The sequence below is a fragment of the Streptomyces sp. NPDC018263 genome (assembly GCF_055562575.1).
On the sequence record NZ_JBVHFA010000002.1, the window covers coordinates 247604 to 267257 of the forward strand.

The following is a 19654-nucleotide window of genomic DNA, read 5'->3' on the forward strand; positions in this document are numbered from 1 at the left end:
GATCGTGCACACCAAGGACGGAAACGTCGCCGTCCGTACCAACCGTGGCACCTACTGGGACCAGGGTACGAACTGGTCCGGTGGCTGGGGCCGTTTCACCGACGGCAGCGACCTGGGCCGGCTGTACTTCGCCGATGTCACCGGCGACGGCAAGGCGGACCTGATCGTGCACACCAAGGACGGAAACGTCGCCGTCCGTACCAACCGTGGCACCTACTGGGACCAGGGTACGAACTGGTCCGGTGGCTGGGGCCGTTTCGTCGACGGCAACGACCTGGGCAGCCTGATCTTCGGCGACGCCACCGGTGACGCCAAGGCCGACCTGCTCGTCTACACCAAGGATGGCCGAGTCGCCCTGCGTACCAATCGCGGCACCTACTGGGACCAGGGCAGGGACATGGTCACCCTGTGACCCCGTGAGCCGTCGGCTCCTCGCCCGGTGGTCCGCCCGTCCTGGTGCCCGGATGCCCGTGAACGCTTGCTGTTCACGGGCATCCGGGCTGTGGTCTCCCGCCGGTGTCAGGCGCTGACCTCGGTGCGGTCGCCGCCCCAGAGGGTGTGGAAGGTGCCGTCGCGGTCGACGCGACGGTAGGTGTGGGCGCCGAAATAGTCGCGCTGGCCCTGGGTGAGGGCTGCCGGGAGGCGGGGGGCGCGCAGGGAGTCGTAGTAGGCGAGGGTGGCGGCGAAGGCGGGGGTGGGGACGCCCTGGGTGACGGCGGTGGCGATGACGCCGCGCCAGTCGTCCTGGGCGGCGGCGATCTCGTCGGCGAAGCCCTCGTCGGCCAGGAGGCTGGGGAGGTCGGGCTGGGCCTCGTAGGCCCGGGTGATGCGGTCGAGGAAGGCGGCGCGGATGATGCAGCCGCCGCGCCAGATCGCGGCCACCTTGCCGAGGTCGATATCCCAGTCGTACTCGGCGCTGCCGGCGGCGATCTGGTGGAAGCCCTGGGTGTAGGAGACGATCTTCGAGGCGTAGAGGGCCTGCTCGACCTGGTCGGCGAAGGCCGCCGCCTCCTCCTTGCCCAGCGGCGTCGGCTTCGGCCCCGCAAGGTGCCGGGAGGCCTCGCGCAGCTCTGCGTGGCCGGAGACGGAGCGGGCGAAGACGGCCTCGGCGATGGCGGAGACCGGCACGCCCAGGTCGAGCGCGATCTGCACCGTCCACCGCCCGGTGCCCTTCTGCTCGGCCTGGTCGACCACCACGTCCACGAAGGGCTTGCCGGTCTCCGCGTCCACGTGGGACAGCACCTCGGCGGTGATCTCGATCAGGTAGGAGTCGAGGCGGCCCCGGTTCCAGGTACGGAAGATGTCCGCGATCTCGGCGGGCGAGTACCCGGCGACATCGCGCAGCAACTGGTACGCCTCACCGATGAGTTGCATATCGGCGTACTCGATGCCGTTGTGCACCATCTTCACGAAGTGCCCGGCGCCGTCGGGACCCACGTGCGTCACACAGGGCGCGCCGTCGTCCGCCTTCGCGGAGATCTTCTCCAGCATCGGGCCCAGTGAGTCGTACGACTCCACCGAGCCGCCCGGCATGATGCTCGGCCCGTGCAGCGCGCCCTCCTCGCCGCCGGAGATGCCGGTGCCCACGAAGTGGATGCCCTGCTCGCGCAGCTCCCGCTCCCGGCGCCGGGTGTCCGCGAAGTGCGCGTTGCCCCCGTCGATGATCATGTCGCCGGGCTCCAGCAGCGGCGCGAACTCCTCGATCACCGCGTCCGTCGGCTCGCCCGCCTTGACCATGATCACCAGTCGGCGCGGCCGCTCCAGCGCCGCCACGAAGTCCTTGGCGGTCTCGGCCGGGACGAACTCGCCCTCGTCCCCGAACTCCTCGACCAGCTCGCGCGTCTTCGACGCCGTGCGGTTGTGGACGGCGACCGTATAGCCGTTGCGCGCGAAGTTCCGGGCGAGATTGCGGCCCATGACCGCGAGGCCGGTGACGCCGATCTGCGCGTGTGTGCTCATACCGCCTGCTCCCTAGCTGCGTCGTTGCTGCGGGCCGTCGGTGGGGGCCCTGCGGCCCATCCTGTCGCGCCGCCCCGGCGAGCGCACATCCGGCTCGCCAGGTACAGGTACGGACGCGGTACCCGTCCCGGCTCACTTCACGGGGTGCCGAACAGCTCCGACCTCAACCAACGCCCGTCTCCAGCCACTTGAAACCGTGACAGGCCGGATTCCGCTCTTGTCCTGGCCTGTTCCCGGCGCTTACTTTTGCCCCTCCTGACGCATGTCGAGGGGATTTCGGACCATGGCCGTACGCGGCCGGCATCGCCGGTACCAGCCGAGCAGGATCAACCGCGCCTCACTCACCGTCACCGCCGGCGGCGCCGGACTCGCCATTCCGCTGGTCGCGGCGGGCACCGCGGACGCGGCGGACGCCTCCACCTGGAACAAGGTCGCGGCCTGCGAGTCCAGCGGCAACTGGAGCATCAACACCGGCAACGGCTACTTCGGCGGCCTCCAGTTCACCCGCTCCACCTGGGAGGCGTACGGCGGCACCCGGTACGCGCCCCGCGCCGACCAGGCCACGCGGGCGCAGCAGATCGCCGTCGCCGAGAAGGTCCTCGACGGCCAGGGCCCCGGCGCCTGGCCCGCCTGCGGCCCGCGCGCCGGCCTCGCCCGCGGCGGGAACGCGCCCCACGTGGAGAGCGCGCCGAGTCATCCGGCCAAGGCGGTCAAGAGCCAGGCGAGACCCGCCGCCGCCCAGGACGTACGCCCGCAGACCACCCCGCAGTCCCGCGCCGGCCGCGCCGAGATGTACACCGTGGTGCGCGGCGACACGCTGTCCGGCATCGCCGGGGAGCACCGGGTACGGGAGGGCTGGCGCGGCCTCTACGAGGACAACCGCACCGTCATCGGCGCCGACCCCGACCTGATCGTCCCCGGCCAGCGGCTCAGCCTGCACGGCGCCGCCAAGGCGCCCGGCACTGCCGCGCCGAAGCACCGGACGCAGCCGCGGACGACCGAGAAGAAGACCGAGAAGAAGGCCGAGAAGAAGGCCGAGAAGAAGACCGAGAAAAGGGCCGCGCCGAAGCCGCAGCGCAAGGCCGCCACCGAGCACAAGACGTCTTCGAGCCACTCCGGCCACACCGTCGTCGCCCCCGTGCGCGCCTCCATCGGCACCAGCTACCGCACGGCCGGCTCACACTGGTCGAAGGGCTACCACACCGGCGTCGACTTCCTGGTGCCCACCGGCACCTCCGTCCATGCCATCTCCGACGGCCTGGTGGTCTCGGCCGGCTGGGGCGGTTCGTACGGCTATCAGGTCGTCGTACGGCACAGTGACGGCCGCTACTCGCAGTACGCCCACCTCTCCGCCATCTCCGTGCGGTCCGGGCAGAGCGTGGGCGCCGGCCAGCGCCTCGGCCGGTCCGGCGCGACCGGCAACGTCACCGGCCCCCACCTGCACTTCGAGGTGCGCACCGGGCCCGCCTTCGGCAGCGACGTCGACCCGGTCGCCTATCTGAGGGCACACGGCGCCCAGCTCTGACGGTCAGGCGCACAGAGGGACGTCGGGCAGCGAGCGGGGGACGGCGGGGGTGTCCCCGTCGTCCCCCTCCGGTGCGGGCTCGGTGTCCACGGAGGTGAGCACCGGGGCGGACGGGTCCACCGGCCACCGCGCACCCGGTACGCGCGCGGGGTCCGCCGGGGACGCCTCCCGGTCCGCCGGGCCGCCCAGCCGCTCCGTGGTCAGCAGGATCAGCCCGCCGCACGTCACCACCGCGCAGCCCAGGGCCAGGACCGTGCCCGTGGTGCCGTGCCGGAAGGTCTCGCCGAAGACGACGATGCCGACGACGGCGGCCAGCACCGGATTGACCACGGTCAGCGTGGCCAGCGGCGCGGCCAGCCCGCCGTCCCGGTAGGCCGACTGGGACAGGAACACCCCGGCCGCCGACAGGACGGCGATCACCCCGAGCGACGGCAGCCCGGCGAGACCGGCGCCCGCGCTCCAGTCGACGGCGACCGTCTTGGTGAACACCGACGACATGCCGAACGCCGCTCCCGCGCCGGTCGCCAGCAGCACGCTGCGCACCGCCGGATGCCGGTGCGCGGCCCGCGCGGCCGCCATCAGCGCGACGATCGCGCCGCCCGTCACCAGCGCCAGCGCCGTCCGCTGCGCCGGGCCCAGGGAGCCCGCCCCGGAGGCGCCGACCAGCGCGAGCAGGCCCGCGAGACCGGCCGTCGCCATCACCGCGCCCCGCCAGGCGGTCGCCCCGGCCTTCCGGCCGACGAACAGCGCCGCCATGGGCAGCGCGAAGACGATGGTCAGCGCGCCCAGCGGCTGGACCAGGCTCAGCGGGCCCAAGGCCAGCGCCACGACGTGCAGCACCCCGCCGAGACCGTTCAGCCCCAGCGCCGCCCACCACCCCGGCCTGCGCAGCGGCGCGAACCGCTCACCGGAGCAGGTGTCCGCGACGCGCTCCTGCACGACGGCACCGCCCGCGTACGCGACGGCGGAGACGAAGGACAGCAGCACGGACAACGCGAGGGCGCTCATCGGTGGCCACCTCGCGGCAATCGGGCCCGGCTCAGGGCACGGTCGGCTTCCATGCCGGACACTCTGCCCGCTCACGCCCGAATAGTCGTCGTCCCTGAGCACGCGATGAGTCCTACTGCCGATGGAGTACGAATGCGCCCCGCTCATCCCCACGGCGGGTGACGCGACGCCCGCCTTGGGGGGACTGGTACAAGTGCTGACCGTGGAACTCGATCCCGGCCTCACCGCGTTGCACCCGCTCGGCGGCTTCTTCGTCCTGCGCACCGGCGGTCCCGCAGACCCGACGGCACCTCCTCTCGACCGGACATACGCGGGACAGGTGACGGGCGTTCAGGCCGACGCCCTGGCGGACCGGGTCGCCGTCGTCGCGGACCGGCTGCGCGTCCGCGAGCCCCGCGTCTGCGCCTCCCTGGCCCAGCAGGGCCTCGCCGCCCGCCTCTGGTCGGCCGCGCTCGCCTGCGCCGCGCTGTACGGCCGGGTGCCCGACCTCCACCCGCGCCTGCTGCGCTGGGACGCCGCCGCCACCGCCCCCGAGGACCTGTGGCTGACCGAGGTCCACCCGCTGCCCGGCGACCCCGGCACCCTCGCCGACACCGTGCTGCACGCGCACCTTGAGCCCCTGGGGGAAGCCCTGACCCGCCGGTACGGGGTCGCGCCCGGCCTGCTGCGGGGCAACGCCGCCTCCGCCCTCGCCGGAGCCGCACGGCAACTGGACCAGTGGGCCCGCCGCAATTCCCGTACGGACGTGGCCGAGAGGGCGGCCGGCCTCACCGACGCCCTCTTCACGCACCCCCTGTTGCGCGACACCGGAGTCCGCTCGGGCACGAGGTTCCGCCGCCGGAGCTGCTGCCTCTACTACCGGGTCCCCGGTGGAGGCGTCTGCGGGGACTGCTGCTTCAGCCGCCCGCCGGGCTCTTCCCCGCGCGCCGCTTCTGGGTGACCATGAGGGCAACTGCCGCCGAAACCCAGGGAGTCACCGGGTGCGAGTGGGACTGCTGACGCGTGAGTACCCCCCGGACGTCTACGGCGGTGCGGGCGTCCATGTGGAGTTCCTGGCCCGCGAGCTGGCCGGACTCGTGGACCTGGAGGTGCACTGCTGGGGCGAGGGCCGGGGCGTCGGCGTCGTACGGCACCGCCCCTGGCCCGTGCTCGACGGCTCCAACGACGCCCTGCGCACCTTCTCGGTGGACCTCTCCATGGCCGCCGCCCTCCAGGGCAGCGACCTCGTCCACTCCCACACCTGGTACGCGGGCCTCGCCGGCCACCTGGCCAAGCTGCTGTACGGCATCCCGCACGTGACGACCGCGCACTCGCTGGAGCCGCTGCGCCCCTGGAAGGCCGAGCAACTGGGCGGCGGCTACGCCCTGTCGAGCTGGGCCGAGCGCACCGCGATCGAGTCGGCGGACGCCGTGATCGCCGTCTCCGGTGCCATGCGGGACGACATCGTCGCCTGCTACCCCGCGCTGGACCCGGACCGCGTGCACGTCGTGCACAACGGCATCGACACCCGCCTGTACCGCCCCGACCCCGGCACCGACGCCCTGCGCAGGCACGGCATCGATCCGGAGCGGCCGTACGTGCTGTTCGTCGGCCGCATCACCCGGCAGAAGGGTGTGCCCCAACTGCTGCGCGCGGTACGGGAGATCGACCCGGACACCCAGGTCGTGCTCTGCGCGGGCGCCCCCGACACCCCCGAGATCGACCGGGAGTTCCGGGACCGCTTCCAGGAACTCAGTGCTGTGCGGGCCGGGGTGTTCTGGATTCCGCAGATGCTGCCGCGCGCCGAGGTCGTCCAACTCCTCACCCACGCCGCCGTGTTCGTGTGCCCCTCGGTCTACGAGCCGCTCGGCATCGTCAACCTGGAGGCCATGGCCTGCGGCACCCCGGTCGTCGCCTCCCGCGTCGGCGGCATCCCGGAGGTCGTCGACCACGGCCGCACCGGGCTCCTCGTCGACACCGACGGCGACTTCGAGGGCAACCTCGCCCGCGCGCTCGACTCCGTGCTCGCCGACCCGATGGCCGCGCGGCGGATGGGGGAGGCCGGACGGGCGCGCGCGGTGGGCGAGTTCGGCTGGGACGCGGTGGCCCGGCGCACCGCCGGACTGTACGAGGAGATCCGCAAGCAGGCTTAGCCGGCGCCTCGCCAGGGCATCAGTGGGATCAACCAAGGGGAGGGGAGGCGCCATGCGCCGAGGAGGTCCTTCGGTTCTCGGGATCGTGCTGGCCGGCGGTGAGGGCAAGCGGCTGATGCCGCTCACCACGGACCGGGCCAAACCCGCGGTCACCTTCGGCGGCACCTACCGGCTGGTCGACTTCGTGCTGTCCAACCTGGTCAACGCCGACGTGCTGCGCGTCTGCGTACTCACCCAGTACAAGTCGCACTCGCTGGACCGGCACGTCACCACCACCTGGCGGATGTCCAGCCTGCTCGGCAACTACGTCACCCCGGTCCCCGCCCAGCAGCGGCTCGGCCCGCGCTGGTACCTCGGCAGCGCCGACGCCATCCTCCAGTCGCTCAACCTGGTCCACGACGAACAGCCCGAGTACGTCGCGGTGTTCGGCGCCGACCACGTCTACCGCATGGACCCCCGGCAGATGCTGCGCCAGCACATCGAGGGCGGCGCGGGCGTCACCGTCGCCGGTATCCGGGTGCCGCGCGCGGAGTCCTCGTCGTTCGGCGTGATCACACCGGGCTCGGACGGCCGCATGGTCCAGCGCTTCCTGGAGAAGCCCGCCGACCCGCCGGGCCTGCCCGACGACCCGGACAGCGTCTTCGCCTCCATGGGCAACTACGTCTTCACCACCAAGGTCCTCATCGAGGCCCTTCAGCGGGACGCCGAGGACGAGCAGTCCGCGCACGACATGGGCGGCTCGATCCTCCCCCAGCTCACCGGCCGCGGCGAGGCCCAGCTCTACGACTTCCAGGAGAACCACGTCCCCGGCGAGACCACCCGCGACCAGGGCTACTGGCGGGACGTCGGCACCCTCGACGCGTACTACGAGTCGCACATGGACCTGATCGCCGAGCGGCCCGCGTTCAACCTGTACAACACCCAGTGGCCCATCTACACCCACGCCAACCAGCTCTCCCCGGCCCGGTTCAGCGCGGGCGGCATCGCCAGCGAGTCCATCATCAGCGCCGGCTGCCTGATCCGTGGCCAGGTCAGCCGCTCGGTGCTCTCGCCCGGGGTGCGCGTCGACCCCGGCGCGGTCGTCCAGGGCTCGGTGCTGCACGACAACGTGCGGGTCGGCCGGGGCGCGGTGGTGCGGGGCGCGGTGCTGGACAAGAACGTGGAGGTCCCGCCCGGCGCGACCATCGGGGTCAACCCCGACCGCGACGCCGAGCTGTACACCGTCTCCCGGGGCGGGGTGATCGCCCTGGGCAAGGGCCAGCTCGTCACCTGACCCGCCGCCAGGAGTCCCCGACCCCGCGACGCGCCGCCCGCGAACCGTCCCGGATGCCCGAGTTCACGCCGTTCGCCCCGCACGATGCAGGCAACGACGTCGAACCAGCGGAGGTCATCCGACATGAGAGGGACCCGGCGCACCCGGCTGTGCCTGGCCGGGGTGATGGCAGCGTCCGCGCTGGCCGCCACCCCCGCCCGCGCCGCCGAACCGTCCGACGGCCACCTCACCGATCTGGTCAACCCGTTCATCGGGACCCAGAACGAGGGCAACACCTTCCCCGGTGCCGCCGTGCCGTTCGGCATGGTGCAGCTCTCCCCGGACACCGGGCACCGGACGGGCTACGACCACACCCAGGACCACATCCGCGGCTTCTCCCTGGTCCACGTCTCCGGCGTCGGCTGCCGCATCGGCGGCGACCTGCCCGTCCTGCCCACCACCGGCGAGGTCACCGCCACCGACAACGCCCGCTACGCCGCCGCCTTCTCCCACGACGACGAGGAGGCGAGCCCCGGCTACTACCGGGTCGGCCTCGGCACCGGCATCGAGGCCGAACTCACCGCCACCGCCCGCACCGGCGTCCAGCGCTACACCTTCCCGGCCACGAAGCAGGCCAACGTCCTGCTGAACGCCGCCCAGTCGCTGCACAAACCGGGCGGCGCCGAGGTCGAGATCCTCGACGACCGCACCGTGCGCACGAAGATCTCCGGCCACGGCTTCTGCCGGGACACCGGCCCGTACACCGTGTACACGCTCACCCGGTTCAGCCGGCCCTTCACCGCGTACGGCGCCTGGGACTCCGGCGCGGTCACGGCCGGGGCGCGCACCGGGACGGGCGGGGCGTACGTCCGGTTCGACACCACCAGGGACCGTACGGTCGAGGCGACCACCGCGCTGTCGTACGTCGACGCGCGTGGTGCGGACGCCAACCTGCGCGCGGAGGGCGGGACTTCCTTCGACACCGTGCGCCGGCGGGCCCGCGAGGCGTGGGAGAGGCGGCTCTCGACCGTCCGGGCGCACGGGGGCGACCCGGCGCTGCGCCGCACCTTCTACTCCTCGCTGTACCGCTCGTTCCTCGCGCCCAACATCGGCAGCGACGCCGACGGCCGCTACCTGGGCTGGGACCAGAAACCGCACCGCGCGCGGGGGTTCACCTACTACCAGAACTGGTCCCTGTGGGACACCTACCGCACCCAGGCCCAGCTCCTCGCCCTGCTCGCCCCGCGCGAGGCCCGTGACATGGCGCGCTCGGTGGTACGGATCGACGAGGACGGCGGCTGGCTGCCCAAGTGGGGATACGGCCCGGTCGAGACCAACATCATGACCGGCGACCCGGTCACCCCCTTCCTCACCACCGCCTTCCACCTCGGCCTGCTGAAGGGCTTCGAGGACCGGGCCTACCGGGCCCTGAGGAAGAACGCCGACGGTGTGCCGCCCGCCGCCCATCCGGGTGTCGGCCGGGAATCCAACGCCGAGTACCTGGCGCACGGCTTCGCGCCGTACATCAAGGGCCGTCCGTACGCCAAGGACGGTGACTCCGACTACCACTTCGGCGCCTCCGTCACCCTGGAGTACGCCCTCTCCGACGCCATGCTCGCCCAGATGGCCCGCGCCCTCGGCCACCGGGCCGACGCGGACCGCTACGCCGCCCGGTCCCGGAACTACCGCAACGTCTTCGACCCGACGACCGGCTTCTTCCGCGCCCGTGACGCCTCCGGCGCCTTCACCGGACCGGCCGACCCGGCCCGGAGCGTGGGCTTCCACGAGGGCACGTCCTGGCAGTACCAGTGGCTCGTCCCGCAGGACCTCCCCGGCGTGATCGGCCTGATCGGCGGCAAGCAGGCGGCCGAACGGCGCCTGGACTCCTTCTTCGCCTACGACAAGCTGCTCGCCGACCCCGAGGGGACCGCCCGCCAGGTGTGGGTGCACGGCGACGCGTACGACTACTACGGCGCCGACAAGTACAACCCGCAGAACGAGCCCGACCTGATCGCGCCGTACACCTACCTCTCCACCGGCCGGCCCTGGAAGACCACCGACGTGGTGCACGCGGCGCTGACCCTGTTCACGGACGGGCCGACCGGGATGACCGGCAACGACGACCTGGGCACCATGTCCGCCTGGAACGTGCTGTCGTCCATCGGCGTCTTCCCGGTGCAGCCCGGCTACGACACCTGGGGCCTGTCCACCCCCGTCTTCGACCGGGTCGACCTCACCCTGGACCGCCGGTACTGGCCCACCGGCGCCCTCACCGTCACCGCCCCCGGCACCTCGGCCGCCGACCGCTACATCCAGGGCGTCCGCACCGACCGCACCGCGCACGACCGCACCTACCTGACCACCCGCGCCCTGCGCTCGCTGCGGACGCTGGCGTTCACGGTCGGCCCGCGCCCGTCCGAGTGGGGCACCGGACCCCAGGCGGCACCCCCGGTACTCAGGTGACCTGAGGGTCTGCCGAGTCCCGCCTCCCCGAGGGGGCGGGACTTTATCCGTTGTTAACTGTGCGTAACCTGATCGCACTTGACCGTAATCGGGGTTCGGGGATTGACTCGGGGGACAGCCCACCCGTCGACGACGCGAGGCACGCTCTTGACTTCCGATCCGCTCGCCCCTCTCGACCTCGCCTTCTGGAACATGGAGTCCGCCCGGCACCCCATGCACCTCGGCGCGCTCGGCGTCTTCGCCACCCAGTCACCCACCGCGGGCGCGCACGCCGCCGACCTGCTGGCCTCCCGTGCCGCCGCCGTCCCCGGCCTGCGCATGCGCATCCGCGACGTCTGGCAGCCCCTCGCCTTCGGCGGCGCCACCCGCGAGCCCGTCCCGGACTTCGACCCCCTGGACCACGTACGGCTGCACGCCCCCACCGAGGACTTCCACGGGATGGCGGGACGGCTCATGCAGCGCCCGCTGCGGCGCGGACGCCCGCCGTGGGAGGCGCACGTCCTGCCCGGCGCGGACGGCGTGTCCTTCGCCGTGCTGTTCAAGTTCCACCACGCCCTCGCCGACGGCCTGCGCGCCCTGAAGCTGGCCGCCTCCCTGCTCGACCCCGTCGACCTGCCCGACCGCGCCCCGCGCCCCGCCGAGCCCCGGCCCGGCCTGCTCTCCGAGGTGCGCGCGCTGCCCGGCCGCGTCCCCGACCTGGTCCGGGGCGCCGTCTCCGACCTGGGCCGGGCCCTGGACATCGGTGCCTCGCTGGCCCGCTCCACCCTCGGCATGCGCCCCGCCCCGGCCCTGACCTCCGCCCCCAGCGGCACCCGCCGCACCGCCGGGGCCGTGCTCGACATCGACGACGTGCACCGGGTCAGGAAGAGCGCCGGGGGCACCGTCAACGACGTACTGATCGCCGTCGTCGCGGGCGCCCTGCGCCGCTGGCTGGACGAGCGCGGCGACGGGACCAAGGGCGTCGCCCCGCGCGCCCTCATCCCGGTCTCCCGGCGCCGCCCGCGCACCGCCCAGCCACAGGGCAACCGGCTCTCCGGGTACCTGATGCGGCTTCCGGTCGCCGACCCCGACCCGCTGGCCCGGCTGGAGACCGTGCGCGCCGCGATGGTCCGCAACAAGGACGCCGGCTCCGACCGGGGCGCCGGTGCCGTCGCCCTGCTCGCGGACCACGTCCCGGCGCTCGGGCACCGGCTCGGCGGACCGCTGGTCGGACAGGCGGCGCGGCTCTGGTTCGACATCCTCGTCACCAGCGTCCCGCTGCCCGGCATCGGCCTTCGGCTCGGCGGCCACGAGCTGGCCGAGGTCTTCCCGCTCGCCCCGCTCGCTCCCGGCCAGTCCCTCGCCGTGGCCATCTCCACCTACCGGGGACACGTCCACTTCGGCCTCGTGGCCGACGCCCGCGCGGTGCCCGACCTCGACGTCCTGGCCCGCGCGCTCACCGCCGAGATGGAGACCCTGCTCACAGCCTGCGAGGTCTGACCCCTGTCGTCAGGGGCTGTTCCCGGCCCCCGGGCCGCCCGCCACCGGTGCGGGTTTGGTCCAGGGGCCGGGCGCTCCGTAAAATTCCCCGGCCGACAGCGGGTGCGCCCATGCCCCCGCGCGGGTGACCAGGGAAGCGGCAGCGCGATGACGGTGACAGAGGACGGCGCGGCGTCCACGGACGCGGCGGCCGCGGGTGAGATGGACGAGATGGTCTACGGGCCCGGTATCGACCCGGAGCGCCTGGCCGTCTGCCTCAGCGTGCTGGAGGAGCTGGACCGGATCGACGTCGACCACCCCGACGCCATCCAGGTACGCCGGGCCACCTCGCACATCTACCGCACGGTCAAGCAGCGCCGCCGCCAGGAGCGCCGGGCCGCCAAGACCGCGCACGACCGCACGGTCACCGAGGCCACCGCCACCGGCTCCGCCGAGCGCATCGACGACGAGACCGAGGGCATCCTGCCCACCTCCAAGATCGAGGCCGGCCGGATCGCGGGCATACTCCAGCGCCCCCGCTCCTGCTACATCTGCAAGCAGCGGTACACCGAGGTCGACTACTTCTACCACCAGCTCTGCCAGGGCTGCGCGGCCGAGAACCGCGCCCGCCGCGAGGCCCGCGCCGACCTCACCGGCAAGCGCGCGCTGCTCACCGGCGGCCGGGCCAAGATCGGCATGTACATCGCGCTGATGCTGCTGCGCGACGGTGCCCACACCACGATCACCACCCGGTTCCCCAAGGACGCCATCCGCCGCTTCAAGGCGATGGAGGACTCCGCGGACTGGCTGCACCGCCTGGAGGTCGTCGGCATCGACCTGCGCGACCCGGCCCAGGCCGTCGCCCTCGCGGACCGGGTCGCCGAGGCCGGCCCGCTGGACATCCTGATCAACAACGCGACGCAGACCGTACGCCGGCTGCCCTCCGCCTACGCGGCGCTGGTCGACGGCGAGAGCGCTCCGCTGCCCGCCGGTGAGCTGCCCGCCCACCAGGTCATCGGCGCCTTCAACTCCGGCGCGGTCGACGGCCTGGCCGCGCTGCCCGTCGGCACCAGCGGCCTGGAGGCCCAGAAGGTCGCCGACCTGGCCCTGGTCGCGGGCAACGCCAGTGTCGCCCGGCACCTGGACGGCACCGCGATCGACGCGGGCGGCCTGCTGCCCGACGTGGTCGACACCAACACCTGGGTGCAGTCCATCGAGCAGATCTCCCCGGTGGAGCTGCTGGAGACCCAGCTCTGCAACTACACCGCGCCGTTCATCCTGATCAGCAAGCTCCGCCCGGCCCTGGCCGCCGCCGCGAAGCAGGCCGGCAAGGGACGCGCGTACGTCGTCAACGTCTCCGCCATGGAGGGCGTCTTCGCCCGTGGCTACAAGGGCGCCGGCCACCCCAACACCAACGCCGCCAAGGCCGCGATGAACATGGTGACCCGGACCAGCGGCCAGGAGATGTTCGACACCGACCGCATCCTGATGACCTCGGTCGACACCGGCTGGATCACCGACGAGCGCCCGCACTACGACAAGCTCCGGCTGGCCGAGGCGGGTTTCCACGCCCCGCTCGACCTGGTCGACGGCGCGGCCCGTGTGTACGACCCGATCGTGCGCGGCGAGCAGGGCGAGGACCTGTACGGCGTCTTCATGAAGGACTACGCGCCCGGCAAGTGGTGACGCGACCGGCCTTCCCGTACCTGACGGCGCGGCACCGGACCCTCGGTCCGGTGCCGCGCCGTCGTATGACGGGGCATCGGGCGGGCAGACGCATGACTGGGCCGAGTGAGTGAATCGACGGCCCCCGCAGGGGATGCGCTTTGCGGTAAAAGGCCCCGTATCAAGGGGGTTTGAGGGGGTGGCGGGCGGGCGGAAGTTACGTCTTGTTTGCACTCCCTATCGAGCGCGGGTCCGCTCATTTGGTTAATCTGGAGGTCCGGGACGCCCCCCAGGGTGATCCGACACATAAGGAGTGCGCGGTGACACCGGAGAAGACGACCAGCGAACAGGGCCCCGACGAACGCACGGAGCGTTCCCGCCGCAGGCCCGGAGAACTCGGCAGCCTGGACGTGTGGGCTCGCTCCGCCCCGATCCGCCTGGCGGGCTACGAGGAAGACCTCGCGGAGCCCCACATCCTGCCCAGCGTGGACTGACCCCTTCCGCACCCCGCGACCGTCGGGCGCATGGGCGTGACAGACTCACGCCCATGCTGATCAGAGAAGCCGGGGCCGAGGACTGGCCCCGGATCTGGCCCGTCTGGCACCGCATCGTCGCCGCCGGTGACACCTACACCTGGGACCCCGGCACCCCCGAGGAAGCCGCCCGCGCCCTCTGGATGAGCCCCGCCAAACGGGTGTACGTGGCCGAGGACGCCGACGGGACCCTGCTCGGCTCGGCCTACCTCACCCCGAACTACGGCGGACCCGCCGCGCACATCGCCAACGCCGGCTTCATGGTCGACCCCGACCGGGCCGGACGGGGCACCGGCCGCGCGCTCGCCGAGCACCTCCTCGCCGAGGCGAAGGCCCAGGGCTACCGCGCGATGGTCTTCAACGCCGTCGTCGAGACCAACCCCGCCGTCCGCCTCTGGACCTCCCTGGGCTTCACCGTCCTCGGCACGGTCCCGGCCGCCTTCGACCACCCCCGCGACGGGCTGGTCGGGCTGCACATCATGCACAAGGCGCTCTAGATCCTCCTGGACCCTCAGCTCAGCGGTGCCGTGCGCGCCCAGGGACGCAGACGCTCCAAATCCTCCGCCACCGCCAGCAGGTCCGCCTCCGTGCCCGGGCGGCCCACCAGTTGCACCGCGGCCGGGGCGCCGCTGGGCAGGGCGCCGAAGGGGACCGACATCGCGGGCCAGCCGGTGAGGTTCCACACCGGGGTGAAGGGTGAAGTGGCCGTATTCACCGCGAGGTTGGCGAGCCAGCTCCGCTCGTGCCAGGGCGCGGCGGCAGGAGCGCGGCGGGCCAGTGCCGGGGTGAGCAGCACATCGTACTCGGTGAGGAACGGCAGGAGGCGGGCGCGGAGCCGGTCGCGGGCGGTGCCGGTGCGCACCGAGCGGACGAAGCGGCGGCCGACGGCCGCGTGCGTGCGGGTGCGGGGGGCCAGCCGGGCGGGGTCCAGCTCGGCCGAGTCCACCGCCGTACCCGCGGTCCAGGTCCGCAGCGCGGTCAGGCCCAGGTCGAGGGGGTAGGGCGGCTCGGCGCGCCGCACCGTGTGGCCGGCGCCGTTGAGCAGGCCCGCCGCCTCCCGGACCGCCGTGCGGAACGGCGCGGTCACGGGGACCCCGGCCAGCGGACTGCGGACGGCCGCCGCGATCCGGCGGGGGGTGCGCTCGGCGGGTGCCGGGAAGGCGGTGTCCGCCAGGACGGCGAGCATCAGCCGCAGGTCCTCGACCGTGGTGGCCAGCGGGCCGTTCTCCGACATGCCGAACCAGTCGCCGTGGCCGATGTCTGCAGGGACCACGCCGTGGCCCGGCTTCAGCGTCACCAGGCCGCAGGCCGCCGCCGGGATGCGCAGCGAACCCATGCCGTCGTTGCCGAGCGCCAGCGGGACCAGGCCGGCCGCGACCGCCGCCGCGCTGCCCCCGGACGAGCCGCCCGCCGTGCGGGTGAGGTCCCAGGGGCTGCGGGCCGTGCCGTAGACGCCCTCGGTGGTGCCGAACACGCACAGCTCGGGCACGTTGGTCAGACCGACCACCACCGCGCCCGCCGCGCGCAGCCGGGCCACCGTCACATGGTCCTCGGCGGCCGGGGTGTCCGGGGTCGCGGCGGAGCCGTTGCGCGCGGACTCGCCGCGGACGCCCAGGTTGTCCTTCACCGCCACCGGCACACCGGCCAGCGGGAGTTCGGCCAGATCCGGGCGGGCGCCGACCTCGTCCGCCTCGGCCAGGGCCGCCTCCGCGCGCACGGTACGGAACGCGCCTACCCGCCCGTCCAGCTCCGCGATCCGCGCGAGATGCTCCGCCACCACCTCCCGGGGGGTGACCCGCTTCTCGCGGACGGCTGCGGCGATCTCGGCGGCCGTACGGCCGACCCACCTGCTCACGTGCACTCCTCAAGTACTCCGGGCGCGCGGACGGCGCGCACGGCAGCACTGTGCCCGCTCCCGCGCCCGGAGTCGAGAGGGGGGCGGTTCACCGGGTGCCGCTGAGCCGGGTCGGGCGCAGGAAGTCCCGTACGTAGGTCCGCTCCCAGCAGGCGCCCGTCTCGCGCAACTCGCGCCAGGTGGTGAAGCGGTAGCGGAACAGGCGGGCCCGGACGAAGCGGGGCGGGGCGCCGGGCGGGAAGGGGGAGCGGCGCAGCAGGCGCAGGGTGTCGCGGTCGTCCTCCAGCAGCTTCTCCACCAGCCTGCCGAACCAGTCCCCGGCGTAGGCGGGCGACAGCGCGGCGAACCACATCAGCCAGTCCAGCCGCAGATGGTAGGGCGCGAACTGGCGCGGCCAGCGGCGGGGATCGCCGGGCTTGCCGTGGAACTCGTACTCCCGCCAGTCGCCGTCCTCGCTGGGCCGTTCGTCGTCGGTGCCCTCGATCACCACCTCGTAGCGGTGCCGGCTGACGCTGCCGAACGCGCCGTAGGTGTTGACCAGGCGCAGCGGGTCGAAGGAGCGGTTCATCACCTGGCGCCGGGAGACCATGTTCATGACCGGGCGGGAGCTGAGGGCCAGCAGGACCACGCCGACGGCGAGCACCAGCACCTCGTACCAGAGGGGTGCTGGGGGCACGGCGGGCGCGTCGGTGGGGAGCCGGAGCGCGGACAGGGCGAGCACGATGGTGATCCAGTTCAGCCAGGAGAAGTTCCCGGAGAGCACCAGCCAGAGCTGGGTCACGATCATCAGCGCGGCCGCCGCCGAGGCGATCGGCTGCGGGGTGAACAGCAGTACCGGGACCGCGAGTTGGGTGACGTGGTTGGCGGCCGCCTCCACCCGGTGCAGGGGTTTGGGCAGATGGTGGAAGAACCAGCTCAGCGGGCCCGGCATCGGCTGGGTCTCGTGGTGGTAGTCCAGACAGGTCAGCTCGCGCCAGCAGGCGTCCCCGCGCAGCTTGATCAGCCCCGCGCCGAACTCCACCCGGAACAGCACCCAGCGCAGCAGGAACAGCACCACCACCGGCGGCGCCACCTCGTCGTTGCCGAGGAACGCCGCGAGGAAGCCGACCTCCAGCAGCAGCGTCTCCCAGCCGAACGCGTACCAGGTCTGTCCCACGTTCACGATCGACAGGTACAGCGCCCACGGCACCAGCCAGAGCACGATCCCGGCCCACAGCGGCAGAGCCGAGTCCGCCCCCGCCAGCAGCGCCGCCGACACCGCGCAGCCCGCCCAGGCGCATCCGGCGAAGAAGCGGTCCGAGTAGTACGCGTGGAACAGACTCGGCGACTCCTTGAAGCGCACCCGCGCCAGATAGCGCGGTACGGGCAGCAGCCCGCGCTCGCCCAGCAGCGGCCGGAACTGGCGTACCGCCGCCAGGAACGCCACCAGATAGAGCGCGGCCAGCCCGCGCTGGAGCACCAGCCGGCTCAGCCAGTAGTCGGGGGCGGTGAACCACTCCATCGCGCTCGCGCTCCTGCCTCCACGGCGGTCGCCCGGCCGGGGCCGCTCCCCACCCGTCGCGTCCGCCCGGTCTTCCGGGTACCGCGCCGCCCGGCCCGCATAACCCGGCCCGCATAACCCGTACGGGCCGGGCGGGCACACCCTGCCACGCCCCACTCGAAGATTCGGACATTTGCTGGCAAGGTGGGCCCATGGCTGATCGGGGTGCGAGTGCCCTGTCACTCCCGGAGGACCGGCCCGCCGCCCCGGACACGATCCTGGCGCTCAACCACATGGGCAGCTTCGACTGGGACCTGGACGCGGGCCTGTTCCACATGGACGCCCGGGCCCACGAGATCTTCGACCTGCGCCCCGACGAATACGACGGCCGGGCCACCTCCCTGGCCGCCCGCGTCCCCCCGCCGGACGCGGCCCGGCTGGACGCGGCGGTCGCCCGCGCCATCAAGGAGGGCAGCGACACCTACGGCGCCTACTTCCGCGTCCGCCGCCGCGACGGCGCCATCCGCTGGGCGCACAGCCAGGGCGCCATCCGCCGCGACGGCACCGGCCGCCCGCACCGGGTCGTCGGCCTCGTCCGCGACGCCACCCGGGAACTCGCCGACAGCCCCGCCCGCGCACCGCGCACCGCGCGGGAGGAGGCGCTCCGCCAGCAGGCCGGCATCGTGGAGGCCGTCTCCGCCGCCCTCGCCCACGCCCGCAGCGTCCAGGACGTCATCGACGCCCTCAAGGACACCCACGGCATCCGCCACCTCGGCGCGGCCAGCGTCGTCATCGGACTGGTCGAGGCCGGCCGCATCCGGCTGGTCGCCGAGGGCCCCACCGAGAGCTTCGTCCCCGGCACCCGCATCACCCGGATCGACGAGCCCTACCCGATGAGCGAGGTCGTGCGCACCCTCGTCCCCCGCTTCATCGAGTCGCCCGAGGAGTTCGCCGAGGACTACCCGATCCTCTGGCCGCACATCACCGAGCTGCACATCACCTCCGCCGCCTACCTCCCGCTGATCGCCCAGGGCCGCCCGCTCGGCGCCATGGGCCTGCTCTACAGCGACCGGCGCGGCTTCTCCGCCGAGGAACGCGCGGTCCTGGTCGCCCTCGGCAGCAGCATCGCCCAGAGCCTCCAGCGCGCCATGCTCTACGAGCAGGAGAAAGACCTCGCCCAGGGCCTCCAGCAGGCGATGCTGCCCCGCACCATCCCCAGCGTCCGGGGCGCCGACGTGGCCGTGCGCTACCGCGCCGCCGCCCTCGGCCGGGACATCGGCGGCGACTGGTACGACCTGATCCCGCTGCCCGGGGGTACCCCCTCCGGGGGAGGACGGGTCGGCGCCGTCATCGGGGACGTCCAGGGCCACGACACCCACGCCGCCGCCGTCATGGGCCAGCTCCGGATCGTGCTGCGCGCCTACGCCGCCGAGGGCCACACCCCGGCCACCGTCATGGCCCGCGCCTCGGTCTTCCTCGACGAACTCGACACCGACCGCTTCGCCACCTGCCTCTACGCCCAGGCCGACCTCTCCACCGGCGTCGTCCAGATCGTCCGCGCCGGCCACCTCCACCCGCTGGTCCGGGACGCCGACGGCACCACCCGGCGCGTCGACGTCGAGGGCGGGCTGCCGCTCGGCCTCTCCGCCGAGTTCGGCCGCCTGGAGTACCCCGTCGCCACCCTGGAGCTGGACCCCGGCCACACCCTGCTGCTGTGCACCGACGGCCTGGTCGAACAGCCCGGCGCCGACCTGGACGACGGCATGCGCGACCTCGCGGAACTCTTCGCCGAGGGCCCGGACGACGTGCGCGAACTCGCCGGGCGCCTGATCGCCATGGCCGAGGAACGCGGCGGCGAGGACGATGTCGCCCTGCTCCTGCTGCGCCGCCGGGAGCCCGAGGAACCCGGCGCCCGCGGCCGGCTCCGCCAGCACGTCGCCCCCGGCGACCCCGACGCCCTCACCCGCGCCCGGCACCTCATCGGCGCCGAGGTACGGGCCTGGGGCGCGGGGGAGCGGGCCGACGAGATCGAACTCGTCGCCGACGAACTGATCACCAACGCCCTGATGCACACCGAGGGCTCCGCGACCGTCACCCTGCGCCTGCTGACCGGCGGCGAGCGGCGGCTGCGCGTGGAGGTCGAGGACTCCTCCAGCGCGCTGCCGCGCCGCCGTGAACCGCAGGACGACGGGGTCTCGGGGCGCGGGCTGCTCCTGGTCGACATGCTGGCGGACGCCTGGGGCGTGGAGGCGCGCGGCGGCGGCAAGGCCGTGTGGTGCGAGTTCCGGATGAACCCGGACGGCTGACCGCCGCCTGTCACCGCG

15 protein-coding genes are annotated in these 19654 nt (G+C 73.3%); 11 read left to right on the forward strand and 4 right to left on the reverse strand.

Going from position 1 to position 19654, the window contains the following annotated elements:
* On the forward strand, window positions 1-412 hold a 412-nt coding region (locus tag ACZ3HQ_RS06025; RefSeq protein ID WP_467508424.1), incomplete at its 5' end, for an FG-GAP-like repeat-containing protein.
* A 107-nt stretch (window positions 413-519) separates the two neighbouring features.
* Here the strand turns inward: ACZ3HQ_RS06025 and gndA are convergent.
* Window positions 520-1959: an NADP-dependent phosphogluconate dehydrogenase gene (gene gndA, locus ACZ3HQ_RS06030; RefSeq protein ID WP_467508426.1), complete on the reverse strand. Its 1440-nt coding sequence runs from the start codon at window positions 1957-1959 to the stop codon at window positions 520-522.
* Between the two features lie 283 nt (window positions 1960-2242).
* Here gndA and ACZ3HQ_RS06035 point away from each other — a divergent pair, with 283 nt between their 5' ends.
* A complete protein-coding gene (locus ACZ3HQ_RS06035) occupies window positions 2243-3484 on the forward strand; it encodes a transglycosylase family protein (RefSeq protein ID WP_467508428.1) in 1242 nt (413 codons plus the stop codon).
* Window positions 3485-3487: 3 nt separating this feature from the next.
* Here the strand turns inward: ACZ3HQ_RS06035 and ACZ3HQ_RS06040 are convergent, their stop codons facing one another.
* The gene (locus tag ACZ3HQ_RS06040; RefSeq protein WP_467508430.1) at window positions 3488-4492 is read right to left on the reverse strand and encodes a DMT family transporter; all 1005 of its coding nucleotides are present in this window, start codon (window positions 4490-4492) and stop codon (window positions 3488-3490) included.
* A 202-nt stretch (window positions 4493-4694) separates the two neighbouring features.
* On the opposite strand from ACZ3HQ_RS06040, the gene ACZ3HQ_RS06045 reads away from it, so the two are divergent.
* From ACZ3HQ_RS06045 to ACZ3HQ_RS06080, 8 genes are all read left to right on the forward strand, one after another.
* On the forward strand, window positions 4695-5432 hold the full coding sequence (locus tag ACZ3HQ_RS06045) for a (2Fe-2S)-binding protein (protein WP_467509051.1): 738 nt from the start codon (window positions 4695-4697) through the stop codon (window positions 5430-5432).
* A gap of 40 nt (window positions 5433-5472) precedes the next feature.
* Window positions 5473-6624, forward strand: a complete 1152-nt coding sequence (gene glgA / locus ACZ3HQ_RS06050; protein WP_467508432.1) for a glycogen synthase — start codon at window positions 5473-5475, stop codon at window positions 6622-6624.
* Window positions 6625-6676: 52 nt separating this feature from the next.
* Window positions 6677-7897, forward strand: a complete 1221-nt coding sequence (glgC, locus tag ACZ3HQ_RS06055) for a glucose-1-phosphate adenylyltransferase (protein ID WP_467508434.1) — start codon at window positions 6677-6679, stop codon at window positions 7895-7897.
* A 123-nt stretch (window positions 7898-8020) separates the two neighbouring features.
* Entirely contained in the window at window positions 8021-10339 is a 2319-nt protein-coding gene (locus ACZ3HQ_RS06060; protein ID WP_467508436.1) for a GH92 family glycosyl hydrolase, read from the forward strand.
* 147 nt (window positions 10340-10486) lie between these two features.
* Complete coding sequence (locus ACZ3HQ_RS06065) at window positions 10487-11818, forward strand: wax ester/triacylglycerol synthase family O-acyltransferase (protein WP_467508438.1); 1332 nt, start codon at window positions 10487-10489, stop codon at window positions 11816-11818.
* Window positions 11819-11965: 147 nt separating this feature from the next.
* Window positions 11966-13483 (forward strand): SDR family NAD(P)-dependent oxidoreductase, encoded by a 1518-nt coding sequence (locus ACZ3HQ_RS06070; protein ID WP_467508439.1) that lies wholly within the window; start codon window positions 11966-11968, stop codon window positions 13481-13483.
* A gap of 299 nt (window positions 13484-13782) precedes the next feature.
* Window positions 13783-13956: a hypothetical protein gene (locus ACZ3HQ_RS06075; RefSeq protein WP_399565485.1), complete on the forward strand. Its 174-nt coding sequence runs from the start codon at window positions 13783-13785 to the stop codon at window positions 13954-13956.
* Window positions 13957-14009: 53 nt separating this feature from the next.
* On the forward strand, window positions 14010-14492 hold the full coding sequence (locus ACZ3HQ_RS06080) for a GNAT family N-acetyltransferase (RefSeq protein WP_467508442.1): 483 nt from the start codon (window positions 14010-14012) through the stop codon (window positions 14490-14492).
* Window positions 14493-14506: 14 nt separating this feature from the next.
* Here ACZ3HQ_RS06080 and ACZ3HQ_RS06085 read toward each other — a convergent pair whose 3' ends face one another.
* Together ACZ3HQ_RS06085 and ACZ3HQ_RS06090 are read right to left on the reverse strand one after the other, a co-directional pair.
* Window positions 14507-15850, reverse strand: a complete 1344-nt coding sequence (locus ACZ3HQ_RS06085; RefSeq protein ID WP_467508444.1) for an amidase — start codon at window positions 15848-15850, stop codon at window positions 14507-14509.
* An 88-nt stretch (window positions 15851-15938) separates the two neighbouring features.
* Complete coding sequence (locus tag ACZ3HQ_RS06090; RefSeq protein WP_467508445.1) at window positions 15939-17351, reverse strand: lipase maturation factor family protein; 1413 nt, start codon at window positions 17349-17351, stop codon at window positions 15939-15941.
* Window positions 17352-17542: 191 nt separating this feature from the next.
* Here ACZ3HQ_RS06090 and ACZ3HQ_RS06095 point away from each other — a divergent pair, with 191 nt between their 5' ends.
* A complete protein-coding gene (locus ACZ3HQ_RS06095; RefSeq protein ID WP_467508447.1) occupies window positions 17543-19636 on the forward strand; it encodes a SpoIIE family protein phosphatase in 2094 nt (697 codons plus the stop codon).
* Window positions 19637-19654 lie beyond the last annotated feature (18 nt).

Coding starts and splice junctions, on each gene's coding strand:
- ACZ3HQ_RS06070 (WP_467508439.1), top strand. CDS start 11,966: ATGACGGTGACAGAGGACGGCGCGGCGTCCACGGACGCGGCGGCCGCG.
- gndA (WP_467508426.1), bottom strand. CDS start 1,959: ATGAGCACACACGCGCAGATCGGCGTCACCGGCCTCGCGGTCATGGGC.
- ACZ3HQ_RS06095 (WP_467508447.1), top strand. CDS start 17,543: ATGGCTGATCGGGGTGCGAGTGCCCTGTCACTCCCGGAGGACCGGCCC.
- glgC (WP_467508434.1), top strand. CDS start 6,677: ATGCGCCGAGGAGGTCCTTCGGTTCTCGGGATCGTGCTGGCCGGCGGT.
- ACZ3HQ_RS06060 (WP_467508436.1), top strand. CDS start 8,021: ATGAGAGGGACCCGGCGCACCCGGCTGTGCCTGGCCGGGGTGATGGCA.
- ACZ3HQ_RS06080 (WP_467508442.1), top strand. CDS start 14,010: ATGCTGATCAGAGAAGCCGGGGCCGAGGACTGGCCCCGGATCTGGCCC.
- ACZ3HQ_RS06035 (WP_467508428.1), top strand. CDS start 2,243: ATGGCCGTACGCGGCCGGCATCGCCGGTACCAGCCGAGCAGGATCAAC.
- ACZ3HQ_RS06040 (WP_467508430.1), bottom strand. CDS start 4,492: ATGAGCGCCCTCGCGTTGTCCGTGCTGCTGTCCTTCGTCTCCGCCGTC.
- ACZ3HQ_RS06090 (WP_467508445.1), bottom strand. CDS start 17,351: ATGGAGTGGTTCACCGCCCCCGACTACTGGCTGAGCCGGCTGGTGCTC.